Genomic DNA, 19,940 nt, shown 5'->3' with positions numbered 1-19,940 from the left:
GGCGCCCGCGGGCGCCCGGACCGTATACGAACGGGACGGACCGCGGGCACGGTTCGGACGGGCCGCGCGGCGGGGTGGGACGCCCCCGCCCGGCGGTCAGCGCACACTAACCGCGGCTTCGCCGGCCACCGCCCGTGGCGCGCTGCGGCCCGGCCGAAAACCGCCCGGTGGGCGGCGGTACGTCTGCGCGGGGAGGGGAGCCGCGGGGCCGCGGGGCCGGGGCGCGTGGTCCGCGGGCCGTCACGCGGTCCGTTGCAGGGCCACCACCGCGACGTCGTCGCCGAGGCGGCTGCCGACGTGCCGGGCGAGGTCGGCGGTGAGGGCGTTGACCAGGTCGGCGGGGGCGAGGTCGCGCCAGTCGGCGAGCCGGTCGGCCAGCGGGTAGAAGGTGCCGTCGCAGTCCCTGGCCTCGATGACGCCGTCGGTGTAGAGCAGCAGCACGTCGCCGACCGCGAGGTCGTACGTGTCCAGGTGCTGGGTCTCCGGGGTGAGGTCGCCGAGGCCCAGCGGCACCGCGGGGTGCGCGGACTCCAGCGGCAGGACCTCGCCGTCGTGCAGCAGGATCGGCGGCGGGTGGCCGCAGTTCGCGATGCTGATGCACTCCCCGCCGGGCGCGACGTCGACCATCACGGCGGTGACGAAGCGCTCCAGGGCGCCTGCCGACGGGGCCGCGGCGGGCTCGGACGCGGGCCCGAAGGGTGTCTGGGGGGTCGGGGGCGGCGGCGGTGCCGGGGGGAGTTCCGGGGCATCGGTGAGGTCGTCGCGCAGGCTCTCGTCGAGCGCGGCAGGCAGCGCCCGCAGCGGGGTGCGGTGCCGGGCGGTGCGGCGGAAGGCGGCCAGCAGCATGCCGGTGACCTCGACGGCGGCCATGCCCTTGCCCTGGACGTCGCCGACCATCACGCGGATACGGCCGCCGCCGAGGTCCGCGGCGGCGTAGAGGTCGCCGCCGATGGCCGCCTCGCGGTCGGCGGCGAGGTAGGTGGAGGCGATGGCGAGCGGGCCGAGCCGGGTCGGCAGCGGGCGCAGCAGAGCCCGCTGGGTGACGGCGGCGACCCATCTGACCTGCGCCAGCTCGCGTTCGCGGCGCTGCCGTACGGCCGCGGCCAGTACCGACGCGCCGCCGATGAGGGTGGTGGTGGCCATGACGACGGGGAAGTTCACCGCGTCGAGCTGGCCGTTGTTCCAGGCGGCGATCGCCAGGCACGGGAAGGTGGCGGCCACCAGCAGCAGGACGGCCCACGGGCCGAGGAAGACCGCCGACAGGGCGGGCACCCCCACCATGAGCCCGCCGATGCGGATCCGCGTCCCGCCCGAGACGTCGAGGACCAGCAGCAGCGCGAGCAGCAGCAGCGCCGCGACCAGCCGGGCCGTCGTCGAATAGGCGACCCTCGGCAGGTGCGCGTCACCGGACGCACCGTTCCGGGTCATATGTCCAAAAATACCGCTGAAAGCCCCAGGTCATCCGCCCCCGGGTGGGTGACCTGGCGATCAGGCGGACGGCGGGGCGGTGCTGCGCCGGATGACCAGGCTGGTGGCGAGCTCCATACGGGTGGTGGAGGTGGTGCCGGGCGCCGCCCGCAGCCGCAGCATCATCCGCGAGGCCTCCTCGGCCATCCGCCGCAGCGGCTGCCGGACGGTGGTCAGGGCCGGGCGGGACCACTGGGCCACGGCGACGTCGTCGTAGCCGACCACCGAGAGGTCGGCGGGGGTGCGCAGTCCGTGCACGCCCGCCGCCTCCAGGACGCCGATGGCCTGCAGGTCGCTGCCGGCGAAGATCGCCGTGGGCCGGTCGGGGCGGCCCAGCATCCGCATCGCCTGCTCGTAGCCGCCCTCGACGTGGAAGTCACCGAAGGCGATGAGTTCGGGGTCGATGTCGAGACCCGCGGTCGTCATGGCCGAGCGGAAGCCGTCCAGCCGGGCGAGCGAGCACATCATGTCCTCGGGACCTGTGATTATCCCGACACGGCGGTGTCCGAGTTCGATCAGATGCCGGGTCGCGGCGAGGCCGCCGGACCAGTTCGCCGACCCCACCGAGGGCACGTCGGGCTCCGGGTCGCCGGCCGGATCGATGATCACAAAAGGGATCGAACGGCTCCTGAGCTGCTGCTTGAACTCGTGGGGCAGCGCGGAGAAGACCAGGATGACGCCCATCGGGCGGCGCCGCAGGACCCCCTCGATCCACTCGTTGTCCGGCGAGTGGCGGGTGCCGCTCTCGGTGAGCACCACGCTGCCGCCGATCTCCTTGGCGACCTTCTCGACGCCCAGGATCAGCTCCATGGCCCAGATGGCGTCCAGCTCGTGGAAGACGATCTCGATCAGGGGCGCCTCGGAGCCGCCGCGGGTCGTCCGGCGGTATCCGTGCAGCTCCAGGAGTCGTTCAACTTTCAACCTCGTCAGCGCCGAGACGTCCTGACGCCCGTTCAGCACTTTCGAAACTGTCGAGACGGAGACCCCGGCAGTTTCGGCGACCTGGGCGAGCGTGACCCGACTCTCGTCCACCTCTTCATCCATAAGAGCGCAGCGTACGACACATCTGCGCGTAACGCTTTGATAACCCGGAGCCCGAGGGTTGACCGTTTCGCAGCCGCACCTTAGCGTCACATCGCGCAGCAATTTTCGGCGAGGATGCCGAAACATTTCGAAAGGCTGGACGATGAAGAAGAGATGGCTTCCCCGTGCTGTGGCCGGCAGCGTGGTACTCGCCCTCGGGCTGACGCTGGCCGCGTGCGGCGGTGGCAGCTCCAGCAGCAGCGGCTCTGGCAGCTTCACGGTGCTCGTCTACGGTGACGCGAGCAACAAGGTCGAGAAGCAGATCGTCGACACCTTCAACAAGACCTCGAAGGTCAAGGCGAAGCTTCAGACGATCCCTGGCGCGGACTACCAGACCAAGCTTCAGACGATCATCAACACCAAGCAGGCGCCCGACGTCTTCTTCAACTGGGGCGGCGGCAGCATCGCGCCCTTCGTCAAGGCCGGCCTCCTCCTGCCGCTCGACGACATGATCGCCAAGGACCCGGGCCTGAAGTCCAACTTCCTGCCCTCGGTCTTCAACGGCGCCGTGGTCGACGGCAAGTCCTACGGCGTCCCGATGCGCGGCACCCAGCCGGTCATGCTCTTCAACAACAAGAAGGTCCTGAGCGACAACGGCCTGAGCGCGCCGAAGACCTGGGACGACCTGCTGAACGCGGTCAAGGTCCTCAAGGCCAAGCACGTCACCCCGATCGCCCTCGGCGGCGGCGACCAGTGGCCGACCCTCATGTGGTACGAGTACATGTACGACCGCATGGCCGGCCCGAGCCTGTTCGACAAGGCCCTCGGCGGCGACAAGTCCGCCTGGGACACCCCCGAGAGCCGTGCCGCGCTGGGCAAGCTCAAGGAACTGATCGACGCGGGCGCCTTCGGCACCAACTACGACTCGGTCAAGTACACCGACGGCGGTTCGGTCGCGCTCGTCGCGCAGGGCAAGGCCGCCTTCGAGCTCATGGGCTCCTGGTACTACTCGCAGCAGCAGCAGGACAACCCTGACTTCGCGAAGGCCGACCTGGGATACAGCACCTTCCCGACCGTCTCGGACGGCAAGGGCGACCAGACCGACATCGTGGGCAACACGAACAACTACTACTCGGTCCTGAAGAAGACCAAGTACCCGGACGCCATCGCGCAGTTCCTGAAGCTGCAGTACAGCGACGAGTTCGTGAAGGCCCACGTGGCGATCGGCAACCTGCCGACCACCACCAACACCACGAACTTCCTGGACCAGGCCGCCGACCCGGCCTACGCGAAGTTCCAGTACGACCTGGTGAAGGCCGCACCCTCGTTCCAGCTCTCGTGGGACCAGGCCTACCCGCAGTCGGCCAGCAACGCGATGCACACCGCCGTCCAGCAGTTCTTCGACGGCAAGCTCGACGCCGACGGCTTCATCAAGGCCATGCAGGCCCTGCCCACGTCCTGAACCGGGATCCAGAAATGACCACCACTGATTCACCCAGGGTGGGGAAGCGCCGGCCCGTACTCCGGGCCGGCGCCGGCCGGCCGGGCCGCAAGTCCGGTGCCTCCGTGGCCCGCCCAGGCTTTGCCTGGGCGGCGCCCGCCACTCTGTTCTTCGCCCTCTTCGCCGTCCTGCCGCTGATCATGGTCGCGGTGCTGTCCTTCTCGAACTGGGACGGCATCAGTGCGCTGTCCTTCACCGGCGTGGACAACTGGACGAGGCTGTTCCACGACCACGTGATGCTGCAGAGCATCGTCCTCACCCTCGTGGTCACCGTGCTCGGCGTCGTCGTCCAGACCCCGCTAAGCATCCTGCTCGGCGTGTGGGCGGCCGGCAAGCAGCGCAACCGGGCAGTTCTGTCCGCGATCTACTTCATCCCGCTGCTGCTCTCGGCGACGGCGATCTCCATCCTGTGGCGCGCCCTGCTCGACCCGAACTTCGGCATCCCGTCCCAGGCCAAGTGGCTGTTCGGCGACGGCAACCTGTTCGGCCACCAGGGCACCGCCATCGGCGTGCTGATCTTCGTCGGCGCGTGGCAGTACACCCCGTTCCACACCCTGATCTACCAGGGCGCGGCCCGCGCGATCCCGCCGGTGCTCTACCAGGCCGCCGCGATCGACGGCGCCGGGCGCTTCCGGCAGTTCTGGTCCATCACGCTGCCGCAGCTGCGGACCACCATGGTCACGTCGATGATCCTCATGGTCGTCGGCGGCATGACCGTGTTCGACACCGTGCTGATCCTGACCCAGGGCGGCCCCGGCACGGACACCACGACCACGCCGTACTACTCCTACGTGCAGGCGTTCAAGAACTTCGACTTCGGCTACGGCTCGGCCATCGCCATGGTCCTGGTCGTGATCGCCACGATCATCTCGCTCGTCATCGTCAAGTTCTCCGGTTACGACAAGATGCGCAGCTCGACGGAGGGACTGTGATGAAGCGCCGTCCCAATTACCTTGCCGGTTTCGGCTCGCTCGTCTGGCTGGTCCTGATCGGCCTGCCGCTGTACGTCATGCTCGCCGCGACCCTGCAGAGCCGTTCGGACTACTCGGCCAACGGCCCGCTGTCGTGGCCGAAGCACTTCACGCTGTCGAACTACACCCAGGACTTCTCCAACGGGTTCGGGCACTTCTTCCTGAACACGCTGCTGGTCACGGTGGCCGTGGTGGCGATCGTGCTGGTGCTGATCCCGCCGCTGTCGTACGCGATCGTACGCAGCCAGGGCAAGACCACCACCGGCATCTTCCGGCTGTTCCTGCTGGGCCTGGCGATCCCGTCGCAGGCGGTGATCATCCCGATGTTCTACGTGATCACCAAGGCCGGTCTGTACGACAACCTCATCGGCCTCATCCTGCCGACCGCGGCGTTCTCGCTGCCGGTCTGCGCGCTGGTCCTCACCGGCGTGATGCGGGAGATCAACTCCGAGCTGTACGAGGCCATGGCCATGGACGGCGCCTCGCCGACCCGGACGTTCTTCCAGCTCGTGGTTCCCCTGTCCAAGAGCGGTCTGTCCACGATCGTGGTCTTCTCCGCCCTTCAGGCCTGGAACGGCTTCCTCTTCCCGCTGGTTCTGACCCAGACCGACAAGTCCCGGGTCATCACCATGGGCCTGTTCCAGTTCCAGACCGAGCACGGCATCGACGTCCCCGGCCTGCTGGCCGCGGTCGTGCTGTCGATGCTGCCCATCTTCATCGTCTACCTGTTCGCCCGCCGTGCCCTGGTCCAGGGACTCATGGGCGTCGGAGGAAAGTGACCGGCACCGTGGCCGAAGAGAACAAGTCCGCTACTCCCCCCTGGAGGGACACCTCCCTCGCCCCGGAAACCCGGGCCGACGCGCTGATCGCGGCGATGACCGTGCAGGAGAAGGTCGCGCAGCTGTTCGGGATCTGGGTGGGTGCGTCCGACGAGGGCGGCGAGGTCGCCCCGTACCAGCACGAGATGGAGGAACCGGTCACCCTCGAGAGCCTGCTGCCGCAGGGTCTCGGCCAGCTGACCAGGTCGTACGGAACCGCGCCGGTCGACCCGGCGCTCGGCGCGCTGTCGCTGCTGCGCACGCAGCGGAGCATCGCCGCGGCGAACCGTTTCGGCATCCCGGCCGTCGCGCACGAGGAGTGCCTGGCCGGCTTCGCGACCTGGGGCGCGACCGCCTACCCCGTACCGCTGTCGTGGGGCGCCAGCTTCAACCCGGAGCTGGTCCGCTCGATGGCGGCCCGGATCGGGCAGGACATGCGCTCCGTCGGCGTGCACCAGGGCCTGGCCCCGGTGCTCGACGTGGTGCGCGACGCCCGCTGGGGCCGGGTCGAGGAGACGATCGGCGAGGACCCGTATCTCATCGGCACGGTGGCCACCGCCTACGTCCAGGGCCTGGAGTCCACCGGCATCGTGGCGACGCTCAAGCACTTCGTCGGCTACTCGGCCTCGCGCGCCGGGCGCAACCTCGCGCCGGTCAGCATGGGCACCCGGGAGCGCGCCGACGTCATGCTGGCGCCGTTCGAGATGGCGATCCGGGAGAGCGGTGTCCGCTCGGTCATGCACGCCTACACCGACATCGACGGTGTGCCCGCGGCCGCCGACGCCGACCTGCTGACCGGGCTGCTCCGTGACACGTGGGGCTTCACCGGCACGGTCGTCGCGGACTACTTCGGCATCGCCTTCCTCCAGCTGCTGCACGGTGTGGCCGGCAACCTCGGCGAGGCGGCCGGTGCCGCCCTCAACGCCGGTGTGGACGTCGAGCTGCCGACCGTCAAGGCGTTCGGCGAGCCGCTGCTCAAGGCCATCGCCGACGGCCAGGTGCCCGAGGCGCACATCGACCGCGCCCTGCGCCGCGTGCTGATCCAGAAGGTCGAGCTCGGCCTGCTGGACCCGGACTGGGACCCCGTGCCCGCCGCACTGGCCGGCGTGGACACCGCCGACACCGCCACGCTGCGCGGCGCGGTGGACCTCGACTCGGCGGAGAACCGGGCGATCGCCCGCGAGATCGCCGAGCAGGCCGTGGTGCTGCTGCGCAACGAGAACGGCACGCTGCCGCTCGCCCGCCCCGCGAAGATCGCGGTCATCGGCCCCAACGCCGAGGTCCCGACCGCGGTGCTGGGCTGCTACTCCTTCCCGGTGCACGTCGGCAGCCAGCACCCCGAGGTGCCGGTCGGCATCGAGCTGCCCACCCTGCGCGAGGCGCTGGCCGAGGAGTTCCCGGACAGCGAGATCGTCACGGCGCGCGGCTCGGACATCGACACCGACGACACCGGCGGCTTCGCCGAGGCGGCGCGGCTGGCCGCCGAGGCGGACATCGTTGTCCTCGCGCTCGGCGACCGTGCCGGGCTCTTCGGCCGCGGCACCAGCGGCGAGGGCTGCGACAGCGAGTCGCTGACCCTCCCCGGTGTGCAGCAGCAGCTGCTCGACACGCTCCTCGACGCCGGCACCCCGGTCGTCGTCACCATGCTCGCGGGCCGGCCGTACGTGCTGGGCCGCGCGGTGGACGAGGCCGCGGCGATCGTGCAGACGTTCTTCCCCGGCGAGGAGGGCACGCGGGCGGTCGCCGGTGTGCTGTCCGGCCGTGTCGCGCCGTCCGGCAAGCTGCCGGTCAGCATCCCGCGCAGCCCCGGGACCCAGCCGTCCACGTACCTGGTGGCCAAGCTCTCGCACGCCAGCGAGTCGTCCAACATCGACCCGACCGCCGCCTACGGCTTCGGTCACGGTCTGACGTACACCAGCTTCCAGTGGGGCGACCTGGAGGTGCCGGAGCTGGAGACCGGTACCGACGGGGAGATCGGCCTGTCCTTCACCGTCCGCAACACCGGTGAGCGCGCGGGCACCGAGATCGTGCAGCTCTACCTGCACGACCCGGTCGCCTCCGTGGTCCAGCCGGTGCAGCGGCTGATCGGCTACCGCCGGGTCGACCTGGAGCCGGGGCAGTCCGCCCGGGTCGAGGTCACGGTGCCCGCCGACCTGGCGTCCTTCACCGGGCGCGACGGCCGCCGTGTCGTGGAGCCCGGCGAGCTGGAGCTGCGGCTCGGCGCGTCCTCCACGGACCAGCGGCTGACGGTGGTCGCGACCCTCACGGGCCAGGTCCGCGAGGTCGACCACACCCGCAGGCTGCACGCCGCCTTCCGCACGACGGCGGCCTGACGGTCTGACGGCCTTACCCCGAAGCGGCTGCGGCCGCCGGCTCCCACCGGCGGCCGCAGCCGCTTCGCCGTGTCCCGGGGCTTCCGCCGCCCGGGGAATGACGCGACCGGCCCCCGTGCGCGGACGATCGCGCGAAGCACCGCACGGGGCGGCCCGCGGCGCCGGGACCCGCGGCCCGCAGCCCCGCAGCCCTAGGCCAGCCGCAGGACCTCCCGCAGCGCCGCGGCGAGTTCCGCCTCCGGGTCCGCGGAGGCGGCGGGCGCGCGCCAGGCCACGAAGCCGTCGGGGCGGACGAGCACCGCGCCGTCCGCGGCGACGGTGTGGGCCGCGGCCCAGTCCGCGTCCGGCTCGGTGAGCAGGTCGGCGGCGGGGTCGGCGCCGACACGGTAGCGGTCCAGCGGCACCCCGAGGGTGCGGGCGGCCCGTTCGGCGGCGGCGTGCCACCCGGCGCCGGACGCGGCGCCGCTGAGCAGCACCGGCACCTTCTCGTACAGGTCGAGCGTGGACAGCCGCTCGCCGCCGCGGGTGACCCACAGGTGCGGGGCGCGGGTGCCCGGGTCGCCGGTCCACAGGCGCGGGCCCTTGCCGCCGGGGCCCGCGGGAGCCTGCGGCGCGGGGCGGCCGGTGGCGGCGTGGCCGTACGGCGGCAGGACCGGGCCGCCGGGGGGCGCCTGCTCGCCGGGGCGGGCGGGGGTGTGCGGGACGACGGGCCCGCCGGTGTCGCCGGGGCCCGCGGGCGGGGCGGGCCGCGCGGGGGGCTGCGGGACGACCGGGCGGTCCGGGTCCACACCGACGACCGCGCCGGCCGGGTAGCGGTAGCCGAGCGCCACGGTGAGCACGCCGCTCTGCCGGTTGCCGGCGGCGGGCAGCGCGTCGTAGCCGGGGTGGCTGTGCTCGGCGGAGCGCTCCGAGGCGCGGGCGCTGGTGGCGACGGCGACCGGCCGCCGCTCCTGGCCGTAGGTCTCCAGCAGGCCGGGCCCGGCCCAGCCGCCGAGCACCGCGGCGAGTTTCCAGGCCAGGTTGTGGGCGTCCTGGATACCGGTGTTGGACCCGAACGCGCCGGTCGGTGACATCTCGTGGGCCGCGTCACCGGCCAGCAGCACCCTGCCCTGCCCGTAGCTCTCGGCCACGCGTTCGGCGGCGTGCCAGGGGGCCTTGCCGGTGATCTCGATCTCCAGGCCGGGCACGCCGACGGCGGTGCGGATGTGCGCGGCGCACCGCTCGTCGGTGAAGGCGTCCAGCGGCTCGCCGTCCTCGGGGTGCCAGGGGAGGTGGAAGACCCACTGGTCCTGGTTGTCGACGGGCAGCAGCGCGCCGTCCGCGTCGGGGTTGGTGAGGTAGCAGGCGATGAAGTGCCGGTCGCCGACGACCTCGGCGAGGCGCTTGGCGGTGAAGGTGACGCTGACGTTGTGGAACAGCTCGCCCGCGCCGGTCTGCCCGATGCCCAGCGCGTGCCGCACGGGGCTGCGCGGCCCGTCGGCGGCGACGAGGTAGTCGGCGCGCACGGTGCGGGTGGTGCCGCTCTCGCGGTCCAGGATCTCCGCGGTCACCCCGTCCGCGTCCTGGGTGAAGGACGTCAGCTCGGTGCCGAAGCGGATGTCGCCGCCCAGCTCGCGGGCCTGCCGCAGCAGTACCGGTTCCAGGTCGTTCTGGCTGCACAGGCACCAGCCCGAGGGGCTCAGCGCGGCCAGGCCGCCGCCGGGGTCGATCTCCCGGAAGAGCCAGCGCTGGTTGTCGCCGGTGAGCGATTCGGCCTGGAGGATGCCGTGGTTGCGGGCGAGCACGGAGGCGGCCTCACGGATCGCCGGCTCGACGCCCGCGGTCCGGTAGATCTCCATGGTCCGCACGTTGTTGCCGCGGCCGCGCGGGTGGTGCGAGGTCGCCGCGTGCTTCTCCACGAGCAGGTGGCGCACGCCGAGCCGGCCGAGGAAGAGGGAGGCGGACAGCCCCACCAGGGACCCGCCGATGACGAGGACCGGTACGTGCTCGGGGCGGTCGGTGGACGTCGGTTGCATCTGTTGCTCCTGCCTTACGGGCGCGGGGCGCGGCGGCGGTGCGCCGCCGGTGCTGCCGGGACCTGCGCCGGGATGCGGCGCGGCCCAGGGGCCCGGCACGCCGTCGTCCGGTCCCGCCTCTCTCCTTGCCCGGTCGGCGGCCCGCGGGGTTGCGGCGGCCGCGCATTCGCCCGCATGGACCGCAGATCTCGCGGCGTTGGCGGCATCGACGCACGATCGGAAAACCAGGGGACGGCGGATCGGCAGTCGGACACGGCCGCGCGGCAGCCCACCCGCGACAAGCCCGTACGCGAGACCCGCCGCCGACCGGCGGCGCCGTAAGGAGAAGTGGAAGATGACGACCCTGTCCGGAGAGCCGGGAACGGCGGGCACCGCCGTCGCCGCGCGCGACACCGAGCCCGCGACGCTGCGCGTGGTGCTGATGCTGGACGTCAGGAAGGGCGCGCAGCAGGCCTTCCTGGACGCGTACCAGCTGCTGCGCGACCAGGTCGCGTCGGTGCCCGGCCATGTCAGCGACCAGCTGTGCCAGTCCATCGAGGACCCGTCGCAGTGGCTCATCACCAGCGAGTGGGAGAGCGCCGCGCCCTTCCTGGCCTGGGTGGAGAGCGCCGAGCACCGCGAGATGGTCAAGCCCATGCACGACTGCGTCAACGACACCCGGTCGCTGCGCTACGAGGTGCTGCGCGAGACGTCGGCAGCCGGGCACACCGGCAGCCGCGCGCCGCGGCCGGAGAGGGCGGGCGACGGCCGGATCCGGCACGCGATCACCTTCACCGTCCGGCCCGGCAGCGAGGAGGTCGTCGCGAAGCTGCTGAGCGAGTACGCCTCGCCGTCGGCCCGGGTCGACTCGGCGACCCGGCTGTGCCGGACGTCGCTGTTCATGCAGGGCAACCGGGTGGTGCGGGCGGTCGAGGTGCGCGGCAGCCTGTCCGCGGCGCTGCGGCACGTCGCGCAGCAGCCCGAGGTGCGGGCGGTCGAGGAGGCCATCAACCCGTACCTGGAGGAGGAGCGCGATCTGACCTCACCTGAGTCGGCGCGCGCCTTCTTCGGCCGGGCGGCGCTCCCGGCGGTGCACGAGGCCGTGGCCGAGGCGGAGCGCGGCGGCCCGGTGCAGCGGTACGCGCTGCAGTACCCGGTGCGCGGTGGCGGTGGCGCCGCGGCGGCCCGGGTGCTGGCCCGGTCCGACGAGCTGGCGGCGGCCGACCCGACCGGCCCGCTGGTGCGCAGCACGGTCTTCCAGCGCGACGACGTGGTCGTGCGGGTCGTCGACCTGGCGGCCCCCGCCGAGGCGGACCTGGCGCTGACCACCGGCACCGCGGACCGCGACCTGGCCGCCGAGCTGGCCCGGCAGCTGGAACTGCCCGGCGCCGCCCGCGACCTCGGGACGGACCAGGGGCGCGCGGCGCTGCTCGCCCACTGCCGGATGACCCTGCTCACCGACCGCCACTCGCAGGACGTGTGACGGCCGGCCGCACGGCCCGGCAGTCCCGCTGCCCCGCACCACCGCAGGCGACACGGCCGCGGATCCCCCGCGGCCGGCCGCTGTGACACCACTGGAAGCACCCCTCATGACCGCTCAGCCCCACCGGATCGTGCACGTCGACGACGTCGAGCCCAACCGGCGCCGTGGCGGTGATCTGCGCGCCATGCTCACCCCGACCCTCTGCGGATCGACGAGCGGCTTCATGGGCGTCGCGATCGTGCAGCGCGGCGAGCACATCGCCGAGCACTACCACCCCTACTCCGAGGAGTTCGTCCTCGTCGTCGAGGGCGAGCTGGAGGTCGATCTGGACGGCACGGCGTACGCGCTCGCGCCCGACCACGGCCTGCTGATCCCCAAGGACGTGCGGCACCGCTTCCGCAACGTCGGCACCGGCACGGCCCGGATGGTCTTCCACCTGGGCCCGCTCGCGCCGCGTCCGGAGCTGGGCCACGTCGACACCGAGGACGCCGCGGGCAACCCGCTGCCCGCCGCCGGTGCCATGGCCGGCGCCGGGCGGCCGCCGGAGGCGGCGGGAGCGGTCAAATGACCAGGCGGGTCGCGGTCACCGGTATCGGGGTGGTCGCGCCGGGCGGGATCGGCGTACCGGCCTTCTGGGACCTGCTGTCGTCCGGGCGGACGGCGACCCGGCGGATCTCACGGTTCGACGCCACGGGCTTCCGCTCCCGAATAGCCGCCGAGTGCGACTTCGACCCGGCCGGTGTCGGCCTCGACCCGGTACGGCTGGCCCGCGCCGACCGCTACGTGCAGTTCGCGATGGCCGCGGCGGACGAGGCACTGCACGACGCGGGCATGGACCCGCAGGCCGAGGACCCCTGGCGGATCGCGGTGTCGCTGGGCACCGCGGTGGGCGGCACGACCCGCCTGGAGCACGACTACGCCCTGGTGAGCGCGGGCGGTGACCGCTGGGACGTGGACCCGGCGAAGGCCGAGGCGCATCTGCACCGGGCCTTCACCCCGGCCGCCCTGAGCGCGGAGGTCGCCGAGCAGATCGGCGCGCACGGCCCGGTCCAGACGGTCTCCACCGGCTGCACCTCGGGCCTGGACGCGGTCGGCTACGCCTTCCGGACCATCGAGGAGGGCCGCGCCGACATCTGCATAGCCGGCGCGTCGGACTCGCCGATCTCGCCGATCACGGTGGCCTGCTTCGACGCCATCAAGGCGACCTCGCCGAACAACGACGACCCGGCGCACGCCTCACGGCCGTTCGACGCCGACCGGGACGGCTTCGTCCTCGGCGAGGGCGGCGCGGTGCTGGTGCTGGAGGAGCTGGAGCACGCCCGGGCCCGCGGCGCGCACGTCTACTGCGAGGTCACCGGCTACGCCACCTTCGGCAACGCCCACCACATGACGGGGCTGACCCGCGAGGGCCTGGAGATGTCGCGGGCCATCGACCACGCGCTCGCGCACGGCAGGACCGACCGCACCGCCGTGGACTACGTCAACGCGCACGGCTCGGGCACCAAGCAGAACGACCGGCACGAGACGGCCGCGGTCAAGCGGTCGCTGGGCGAGCACGCCCGCAGGACACCGATGAGCTCGATCAAGTCGATGGTCGGGCACTCCCTCGGCGCGATCGGCGCGATCGAACTGGCCGCCTGCGCACTGGCGATGGAGCACGGCGTGGTGCCGCCGACCGCCAACTACGAGACCCCGGACCCCGAGTGCGACCTCGACTACGTGCCGAAGGAAGCGCGCGAGCGGCGGCTGCGGACGGTGCTGTCCGTCGGCAGCGGCTTCGGCGGCTTCCAGTCCGCCGTGGTCCTCAACCGGGAGGAGGCGAACCGATGACCGGCACGACCACAGGAAGGACCGCCGCGCGGCGCCGTACGGTGATCACCGGGCTGGGCGTCGTCGCCCCCACCGGAGTGGGCGCCGACGCGTACTGGAAGGCGGCCAAGGAGGGCGTGAGCGCGCTCGGCCCGGTCACCCGGGAGGGCTGCGAGGCACTGCCGCTGGCCGTCGCGGGCGAGGTGCCGGGCTTTGACCCGTCCTCGCTCGTCGAGGAGCGCTACCTGGTGCAGACCGACCGTTTCAGCCACTTCGCGATGGCCGCCGCCGACATGGCCCTGCGCGACGCGGCTCTGGACGCGGCGGGCGCCGGGGAGTACGGCATCGGCGTGGTGACCGCGGCCGGTTCCGGCGGCGGCGAGTTCGGCCAGCGCGAACTCCAGCAGCTGTGGGGCCGCGGGCCGCGCTTCGTCGGCCCGTACCAGTCGATCGCCTGGTTCTACGCGGCGAGCACCGGCCAGATATCCATCCGCGGCGGTTTCAAGGGCCCCTGCGGGGTGGTCGCGAGCGACGAGGCGGGCGGGCTCGACGCCTTCGCGCTCGCCGCGCGCGGCATCCGCGGCGGCACCGACGCCATCGTGGTCGGCGCGACCGAGGCGCCGCTCGCGCCGTACTCGGTCGTGTGCCAGCTGGGCTACCCGGAGCTGAGCCGCGCGACCGACCCGCAGCAGGCCTATCTGCCCTTCACCGACCGGGCGTGCGGCTTCGTCCCCGCCGAGGGCGGCGCGATGTTCGTCGCCGAGGAGGAGGACGCGGCCCGCGCCCGCGGCGTCACCGCACGGGCGGTGGTCGCCGGGCACGCCGCGACCTTCACCGGCTCCGCGGACTGGGCCGCCTCCCGCGAGGGCCTGGCGCACGCGATCCGCGGCGCGCTGGCCGAGGCGGACGCGGCACCCGAGGAGATCGACGTGGTGTTCGCGGACGCGCTCGGCGTGCCCGCCGCCGACCACGCCGAGGCCCTGGCGCTGGCCGATGTGCTGGGCCCGCACGCGGCCCGCGTGCCGGTCACCGCCCCCAAGACCGGTACCGGGCGCGCCTTCTGCGGCGCCGCGGCACTGGACGTGGCCTGCGCGGTGCTGGCCATGGAGCACGCGGTCGTGCCGCCCACCCCCCACGTCACCGACGTGACGGGCGGGCTCGACCTGGTCACCGGCCACGCCCGGCCCGCCGACCTGCGCACCGCGCTGGTGCTCAGCCGCGGCCTGCTCGGCTCCAACTCGGCGCTCGTGCTGCGGCACGGCGCGGACGCCCGGCCGTGACCGCCGCCCCCACTCCCCCGGTCCCCGACCGGAACCCCTCACGCAAGGAGCCGCTCATGCACACCGTGATCACCTACCCGGAACTGGCCGCGCTGATGGAGCGCCGGGCCGGCGTCGTCGTCGACCCGGCCGACCTGGAGCTCCAGTCCGACACCCCGTTCGCCGACTTCGGCCTCGACTCGCTGGGCCTGCTCGGCATCGTGGGCGCGCTGGAGAACGAGCACGGCGCGACCATCCCGGCCGACGCCGACGCCTGCCGCACGCCGCGCGAGCTGCTGGACGTCGTCAACGACGTGCTGAAGGCGAGGGCATGAGCCATGGCCGCACACACCGAGAACGAGATCGTCATCGGCGCCCCGCTGGACCTCGTCTGGGACATGACGAACGACCTGGAGCGCTGGCCGCAGCTGTTCAGCGAGTACGCGTCCGTGGAGGTCCTGGAGCGCCAGGGCCGTAGGACAACCTTCCGGCTCACGATGCACCCGGACGAGAACGGCACGGTGTGGAGCTGGGTGTCCGAGCGCGAGCCGGTGCCCGAGACCCGTACCGTGACCGCCCGCCGGGTGGAGACCGGGCCGTTCGACTTCATGGAGATCTTCTGGAGCTACCACGAGGTTCCCGGCGGCACCCGGATGCGCTGGGTGCAGGACTTCGCCATGAAGCCCGACGCGCCGGTGGACGACGCCGGGATGACCGCCCGGATCAACGCCAACTCGGTGGTCCAGCTCGAACTCATCAGGGACACCATCGAGAAGCGCGCCCGCGAGGACGTCCCGGTCGCCAACTGACGCCGCGCCCCGGGCGGGCAGCCCGCCCGGGGCGTGAACCACCCGCGCCCCGCCACGCCCAGGAAAGGACGTACCGCCGTGCACCGCGCCCTGATCGTCGCCCGGATGGCCCCCGGCTCCGCGGACGACATCGCCGAGGTCTTCCGCACCTCCGACCGCGGCGACCTGCCGCGGCTCATCGGGGTGAGCAGCCGCAGCCTGTTCCAGTTCGGCGACCTCTACTTCCATCTGATCGAGGCGGACGGCCCGCCCGGAGCCAAGGTGGCCGAGCACGCCTCGCACCCCGACTTCCAGGACGTCAGCCGCCGGCTGTCCCCCCACGTCAGCGCGTACGACCCGGAGACCTGGCGGTCCCCGAAGGACGCGATGGCGCGGGAGTTCTACCGCTGGGACCGCGACCGCGCGGCGGTCTGACGTCCCGGCGGCCGACGGGACCGGGCCGCGTGCAGGGCCCGTTCCGTCGTCCGGACGGCCCAATTCGCCACCCGGAGGGCGCAAGGACCACCCCCTTGCAGCTCTCTCCGGTGGCGCGTGGGGTGCGTGGGGCTGACGGTGAACACGTCGCACCTGCGATTCGCTTCGGCCGACCGCCTGTCGGCCGGCGCAGACGCGGCGGAAGGAACACCTCACATGCGCACTGCCCGCACCCTCTTCGCCGGAGCTGCACTCACCGCAGTCCTCGCCATCGCCGCCCCGGCCGCCCACGCGACGGGTGCCGTCAACGCGTACGACCCGAGCAGCCACGGTTCGTCGCACTCCACCACCCACGACAACTCCCAGTCGACGACGGAGAACAGCAGCGACTCCGCCGCGACGGGCTCGGACAACGCCACCTCGGACGACGCCGCCCAGCAGGGCGACGCCGGTTCGTGGCACGGCAAGCACCCGCACGGCGGCGTGCACACCGGCGGCGGCGGCATGGCGCTGTCCGGTGGCGGCATGGCGGCCGGTTCGGTGCTGCTGCTCGGCGGCCTCGGCGCCGGTGCGGTCGCGCTGCGCCGCCGTCGCACCCCGGTCGGCGGCCTGGTCTGAACCGCCCTCCGGTGAACGGCTGATCACCGGCTGAACACTCCTCAGCTGTCTCCTGCCGTGGCCACCGTCGCTCCCTGCGGCGGTGGCCACGGCATATCCGGCTCCGCCGCCGGAAGCCCACGCTCGCGAGCCGCGGCACGGCCCGGCGAGAAAGGCCCGAGGAAAGGCACCGCCCCATGGACCAGCAGTACCCGCCGCCGCCCGCGGGCGCGGCGGACGCCCCGCCGCCCCGCACGCGCTCGCGCATGCTGCGCTGGGCGCTCGCCTCGGCGGCGATCGGCGCCCTGATGATCTACAACTCGGTCGACTCCGCGGGCCGCGGCCTGCCCGCCCCGCCCGCCTCCGCAGCGGCGCCGCCCAGCGCCACCACGAGCGGCCAGAGCGCCATCGCGCCCGTGCCGACGGTCACCGTGCCGCCACTGCCGGGGTCCGCCCCCACCCGGCTGGTCGTCAAGGGCATCGGGGTCGACGCCCCGTTCACCACCTTGCACCTGGACTCCTCGGGCAATCTCGCCGCGCCCCCGGCCGGGGACAAGAACCTCGTCGGGTGGTACGCCGACGGGCCCAGTCCGGGCGAGCGAGGTCCGGCGATCGTGGCGGGGCACGTCGACACCAAGACCGGTCCCGCGGTCTTCCTGATGCTGCGCCTGGTCAAGCCGGGCGACCCGGTGGAGATCACCCGGGCGGACAAGACGGTGGCGGTCTTCACCGTCGACTCCGTCGAGCAGTTCTCCAAGGGCGACTTCCCCGACCAGCGGGTCTACGGCGACACCCCCGACCCGCAGCTGCGCCTGATCACCTGCGGCGGCTCCTACGACCGCAGCAAGCGCGACTACACCGACAACGTCGTGGTCTTCGCGCACCTCACGTCGTCCCGCACCGCCTGACCACCCCCGCACGACGGCGGCCGGCCCGGAGATCCCCGGACCGGCCGCCGTCGTCGCGCGCGGGGCCGGGTCAGGCGCCGGGGACCACGCTGTCGAAGGCGTGCAGGTACGGGCCCACCGGGCGCACCTCGCCGACCGTGAGGCCGGCCTCGGTCATCCGCGCGACCATGCTCTCCCGGGTGTGCTTCTGCCCGCCGACGTTGAGCAGCAGCAGCAGGTCCATCGCGGTGGTGAAGCGCATGGACGCGCTGTCGTCCACCAGGTTCTCGATCACCAGCACCCGGGCCCCGGGGCGGGCGGCGGCGACGACGTTGCCCAGCGTCCTGCGCGTGCTGTCGTCGTCCCATTCGAGGATGTTCTTGATGACGTACAGGTCGGCCTGCACCGGGATCCGGTCGCGGCAGTCGCCGGGCAGCAGCGTGGCGCGGTCGGCGAGCGCACCGCCCTCACGCAGCCGCGGGTCGGCGTTGGCGACGACCTCGGGCAGGTCGAGCAGGGTGCCGCGCATCTGCGGGTAGCGCTCCAGCAGCCCGGCCAGCACGTGGCCCTGGCCGCCGCCGATGTCGGCGACCGAGGCGATGCCGGTCAGGTCGAGGCTGTCCACCACGTCCCGGGCGGACTGCATGCTGGAGCGGGTCATGGCCTTGTTGAACACCGCGGCGGAGTCCGGCGCGTCCTCGTGCAGGTACTCGAAGAAGCGCTTGCCGTACAGGCCGGTGACGACGTCCCGGCCGGTGCGCACGGCCTCGTCGAGCCGCGGCCAGGCGTCCCAGGTCCACGGTTCGGTGCACCACAGGGCGATGTTGCGCAGCGAGTCGGGCGCGTCCTCGCGCAGCATCCGCGACATCGCGGTGTGCGCGAAGCGGCCGTCGCCCTGCTCGGCGAAGACGCCGTAGCTGCCCAGTGCGCGCAGCAGCCGGCCGAGCGGCCGGGCCTCGGTGCCCACCACCGCGGCCAGCTCCTCGGCGGTCGCGGGTTCGTCGCCGAGCGCGTCGGCGACGCCCAGCCGGGCGGCGGCGCGGAGCGCGGCGGCGCACGCGGCGCCGAAGACCAGCTCGCGCATGCGCATCGCGGACTGGTCGGGGGCGTGCTGCGGCGCCGCGGGCGTGGCCTGCTGCGCCTCGGCGGTGGCCGGGGGCGCGGCGGCCGGTCGGGTCATGGTCATGGTCGGCCCTTTCGGTCGTGCCGGGTCGGGGGCGGGATCGGACGCGGCCGCGGCGTGCGCGGCGGTCCGGCGCGGCGGACGGTCAGCACCGGCCGGCCGGCTGGGAGACGGCGCAGGAGTTCGCGCTGAAGGTGTTGCCCGAGCCCTTGGTGTCGCGGTCGGCGATGTCGGCGGGCACGTTGCCGGTCAGGGTGTTGTCGTCCACCTGGTTGCGCAGGTCGGCGACGCCCACCTCGCTCGGGAAGAGCACGACGCCGCCGGACATGGGCGAGGCGCCGGAGTTGCCGCTGATGGTGTTGCCGGTGACACGGGTGTCCTCGGCGCCGGTGAGCAGCACGCCGGTGCCCTGGATGGCGGGGAGCCGGCCGCTGGCGGCGCAGAACTTGTTGTTCTCGGTGATCCGGTTGGCGCGGATGTCGAGGTCGCCGGCCTTCGGGTTGTTCTCGTCGCCGACGACGAAGACACCGCCGCAGTTGCCGGAGACGGTGTTGTCCTCGACGGTGAGGACGCGCGCCCGGCGGACGGTCACACCGATCCGGTTGCCGGTCAGGGTGTTGCCGGAGATCACGGTGCCTTGGGTGTCGAGCGCGCCGCCCTCCTCGCTGACGAGGTTGGCGACGAAGATGCCGGACTGGCCGTTGTCGACGGCCCGGTTGTCGCTGAGCACCGCGCGGGTGGACTTCTCCTGGCTGATGCCCTGGGCGCCGTTGCCCTGCGCCACGACGTGCCGGACGACCATGCGGTCGGTGTTGGAGGCGTCGATGCCGTCGGCGCGGAAGCCGGTGACGTCGAGGCCCTCGATGCGCACCGCGGTGAGCGGCTCGGACACGCCGGTCACGCACAGGCCGTGCCCGGCGGCGGCGCACGCGGCCTGGGTCGTGGTGCCGCTGACGGCGGTGCCCTCCTTCGGCTGCGCCGCGGCGGTCTGCTTCTGCGCGGGCGCGGTGCCGGTGTCGGCGCCGGTGGTGGACGTCGTGGTGTTCATGTGGGTGCTCGGGGTGTCCGCCGAGGCGGCGCCGTCCGCGGGCGCGGACCCGGCGCCCTGGCCCGCCGGGGCGGTGAGGGTGACCTGCCCGGGGGCGGCGCCCATCAGCGTCACGTTGCGCGTGATCTGCACGCTCTCCCGGTAGGTGCCGGGCATCACCAGCACGGTGTCCCCGTCGGCGGCCGCGTCGACCGCCTCCTGGATGGACTGGCCCGCGCGCACCACGTGGAGGCTCCCCGCCGCGTGCGCGGCGGGCGCCACCATGACGCCGGCGCCGAGCGCCGCGGCCGCCATGACTCCCGCCAGGTATGTGCTGTGCCGTACGAGCATCGCTCTGACCTGCCTTTCTCGACCTGGCAGAGCGACAGCGCTGCGCAAGGTCCCAGGGCCTTCTTCGGATCGCG

Annotated in this window: 18 protein-coding genes; 13 read left to right on the top strand and 5 right to left on the bottom strand. The window is 73.1% G+C overall.

Annotated features, from left to right (window positions below):
- Window positions 1–240 precede the first annotated feature (240 nt).
- On the bottom strand, window positions 241–1,428 hold the full coding sequence (locus ACH4PY_RS27590) for a PP2C family protein-serine/threonine phosphatase (RefSeq protein WP_398188450.1): 1,188 nt from the start codon (window positions 1,426–1,428) through the stop codon (window positions 241–243).
- 60 nt (window positions 1,429–1,488) lie between these two features.
- Window positions 1,489–2,511 (bottom strand): LacI family DNA-binding transcriptional regulator, encoded by a 1,023-nt coding sequence (locus ACH4PY_RS27585; RefSeq protein WP_398188447.1) that lies wholly within the window; start codon window positions 2,509–2,511, stop codon window positions 1,489–1,491.
- Window positions 2,512–2,653: 142 nt separating this feature from the next.
- Between ACH4PY_RS27585 and ACH4PY_RS27580 the strand changes: the two genes are divergently transcribed.
- Genes ACH4PY_RS27580 through ACH4PY_RS27565 form a run of 4 tightly spaced genes read left to right on the top strand, consistent with a single transcriptional unit; the run spans window position 2,654 to window position 8,113 of the window.
- Entirely contained in the window at window positions 2,654–3,952 is a 1,299-nt protein-coding gene (locus ACH4PY_RS27580; protein ID WP_398188444.1) for an ABC transporter substrate-binding protein, read from the top strand.
- A gap of 14 nt (window positions 3,953–3,966) precedes the next feature.
- Window positions 3,967–4,923 (top strand): carbohydrate ABC transporter permease, encoded by a 957-nt coding sequence (locus ACH4PY_RS27575; RefSeq protein WP_398188441.1) that lies wholly within the window; start codon window positions 3,967–3,969, stop codon window positions 4,921–4,923.
- Window positions 4,923–5,741 carry a carbohydrate ABC transporter permease gene (locus tag ACH4PY_RS27570; RefSeq protein WP_398188438.1) on the top strand — a complete coding sequence of 273 codons (819 nt, stop codon included), beginning with the start codon at window positions 4,923–4,925 and terminating at the stop codon, window positions 5,739–5,741. Before ACH4PY_RS27575 ends, ACH4PY_RS27570 begins: the two co-directional genes overlap by 1 nt.
- The gene (locus ACH4PY_RS27565) at window positions 5,738–8,113 is read left to right on the top strand and encodes a beta-glucosidase (protein WP_398188435.1); all 2,376 of its coding nucleotides are present in this window, start codon (window positions 5,738–5,740) and stop codon (window positions 8,111–8,113) included. Before ACH4PY_RS27570 ends, ACH4PY_RS27565 begins: the two co-directional genes overlap by 4 nt.
- Window positions 8,114–8,304: 191 nt before the next feature.
- Here the strand turns inward: ACH4PY_RS27565 and ACH4PY_RS27560 are convergent, their stop codons facing one another.
- Window positions 8,305–10,128 (bottom strand): FAD-dependent monooxygenase, encoded by a 1,824-nt coding sequence (locus tag ACH4PY_RS27560; protein ID WP_398188432.1) that lies wholly within the window; start codon window positions 10,126–10,128, stop codon window positions 8,305–8,307.
- Window positions 10,129–10,462: 334 nt separating this feature from the next.
- Between ACH4PY_RS27560 and ACH4PY_RS27555 the strand changes: the two genes are divergently transcribed.
- The 9 genes from ACH4PY_RS27555 to ACH4PY_RS27515 all read left to right on the top strand — a co-directional run bounded on the left by ACH4PY_RS27555 (window position 10,463) and on the right by ACH4PY_RS27515 (window position 17,386).
- Window positions 10,463–11,590 (top strand): SchA/CurD-like domain-containing protein, encoded by a 1,128-nt coding sequence (locus tag ACH4PY_RS27555; protein WP_398188429.1) that lies wholly within the window; start codon window positions 10,463–10,465, stop codon window positions 11,588–11,590.
- Window positions 11,591–11,696: 106 nt separating this feature from the next.
- Complete coding sequence (locus ACH4PY_RS27550) at window positions 11,697–12,158, top strand: cupin domain-containing protein (protein ID WP_398188426.1); 462 nt, start codon at window positions 11,697–11,699, stop codon at window positions 12,156–12,158.
- The gene (locus ACH4PY_RS27545; RefSeq protein WP_398188424.1) at window positions 12,155–13,420 is read left to right on the top strand and encodes a beta-ketoacyl-[acyl-carrier-protein] synthase family protein; all 1,266 of its coding nucleotides are present in this window, start codon (window positions 12,155–12,157) and stop codon (window positions 13,418–13,420) included. The genes ACH4PY_RS27550 and ACH4PY_RS27545 overlap by 4 nt, the downstream gene beginning before the upstream one ends.
- Entirely contained in the window at window positions 13,417–14,679 is a 1,263-nt protein-coding gene (locus tag ACH4PY_RS27540; RefSeq protein WP_398188421.1) for a beta-ketoacyl synthase N-terminal-like domain-containing protein, read from the top strand. Before ACH4PY_RS27545 ends, ACH4PY_RS27540 begins: the two co-directional genes overlap by 4 nt.
- Before the next feature lie 56 nt (window positions 14,680–14,735).
- Window positions 14,736–14,993: an acyl carrier protein gene (locus ACH4PY_RS27535; RefSeq protein ID WP_398188418.1), complete on the top strand. Its 258-nt coding sequence runs from the start codon at window positions 14,736–14,738 to the stop codon at window positions 14,991–14,993.
- A 3-nt stretch (window positions 14,994–14,996) separates the two neighbouring features.
- Window positions 14,997–15,467: an SRPBCC family protein gene (locus tag ACH4PY_RS27530; protein ID WP_398188416.1), complete on the top strand. Its 471-nt coding sequence runs from the start codon at window positions 14,997–14,999 to the stop codon at window positions 15,465–15,467.
- 78 nt (window positions 15,468–15,545) lie between these two features.
- The gene (locus ACH4PY_RS27525) at window positions 15,546–15,881 is read left to right on the top strand and encodes a TcmI family type II polyketide cyclase (RefSeq protein WP_398188413.1); all 336 of its coding nucleotides are present in this window, start codon (window positions 15,546–15,548) and stop codon (window positions 15,879–15,881) included.
- A 216-nt stretch (window positions 15,882–16,097) separates the two neighbouring features.
- On the top strand, window positions 16,098–16,499 hold the full coding sequence (locus tag ACH4PY_RS27520; RefSeq protein WP_398188411.1) for a hypothetical protein: 402 nt from the start codon (window positions 16,098–16,100) through the stop codon (window positions 16,497–16,499).
- Between the two features lie 176 nt (window positions 16,500–16,675).
- The gene (locus ACH4PY_RS27515; protein WP_398188408.1) at window positions 16,676–17,386 is read left to right on the top strand and encodes a class F sortase; all 711 of its coding nucleotides are present in this window, start codon (window positions 16,676–16,678) and stop codon (window positions 17,384–17,386) included.
- A 70-nt stretch (window positions 17,387–17,456) separates the two neighbouring features.
- Here ACH4PY_RS27515 and ACH4PY_RS27510 read toward each other — a convergent pair whose 3' ends face one another.
- Entirely contained in the window at window positions 17,457–18,455 is a 999-nt protein-coding gene (locus ACH4PY_RS27510) for a methyltransferase (RefSeq protein ID WP_398188619.1), read from the bottom strand.
- 178 nt (window positions 18,456–18,633) lie between these two features.
- Entirely contained in the window at window positions 18,634–19,866 is a 1,233-nt protein-coding gene (locus tag ACH4PY_RS27505; protein ID WP_398188405.1) for a nitrous oxide reductase family maturation protein NosD, read from the bottom strand.
- Window positions 19,867–19,940 lie beyond the last annotated feature (74 nt).

Source organism: Streptomyces sp. NPDC021224, assembly GCF_044332905.1.
Lineage (GTDB): Bacteria > Actinomycetota > Actinomycetes > Streptomycetales > Streptomycetaceae > Actinacidiphila.
This window is presented reverse-complemented; position numbering and strand designations above follow the sequence as displayed.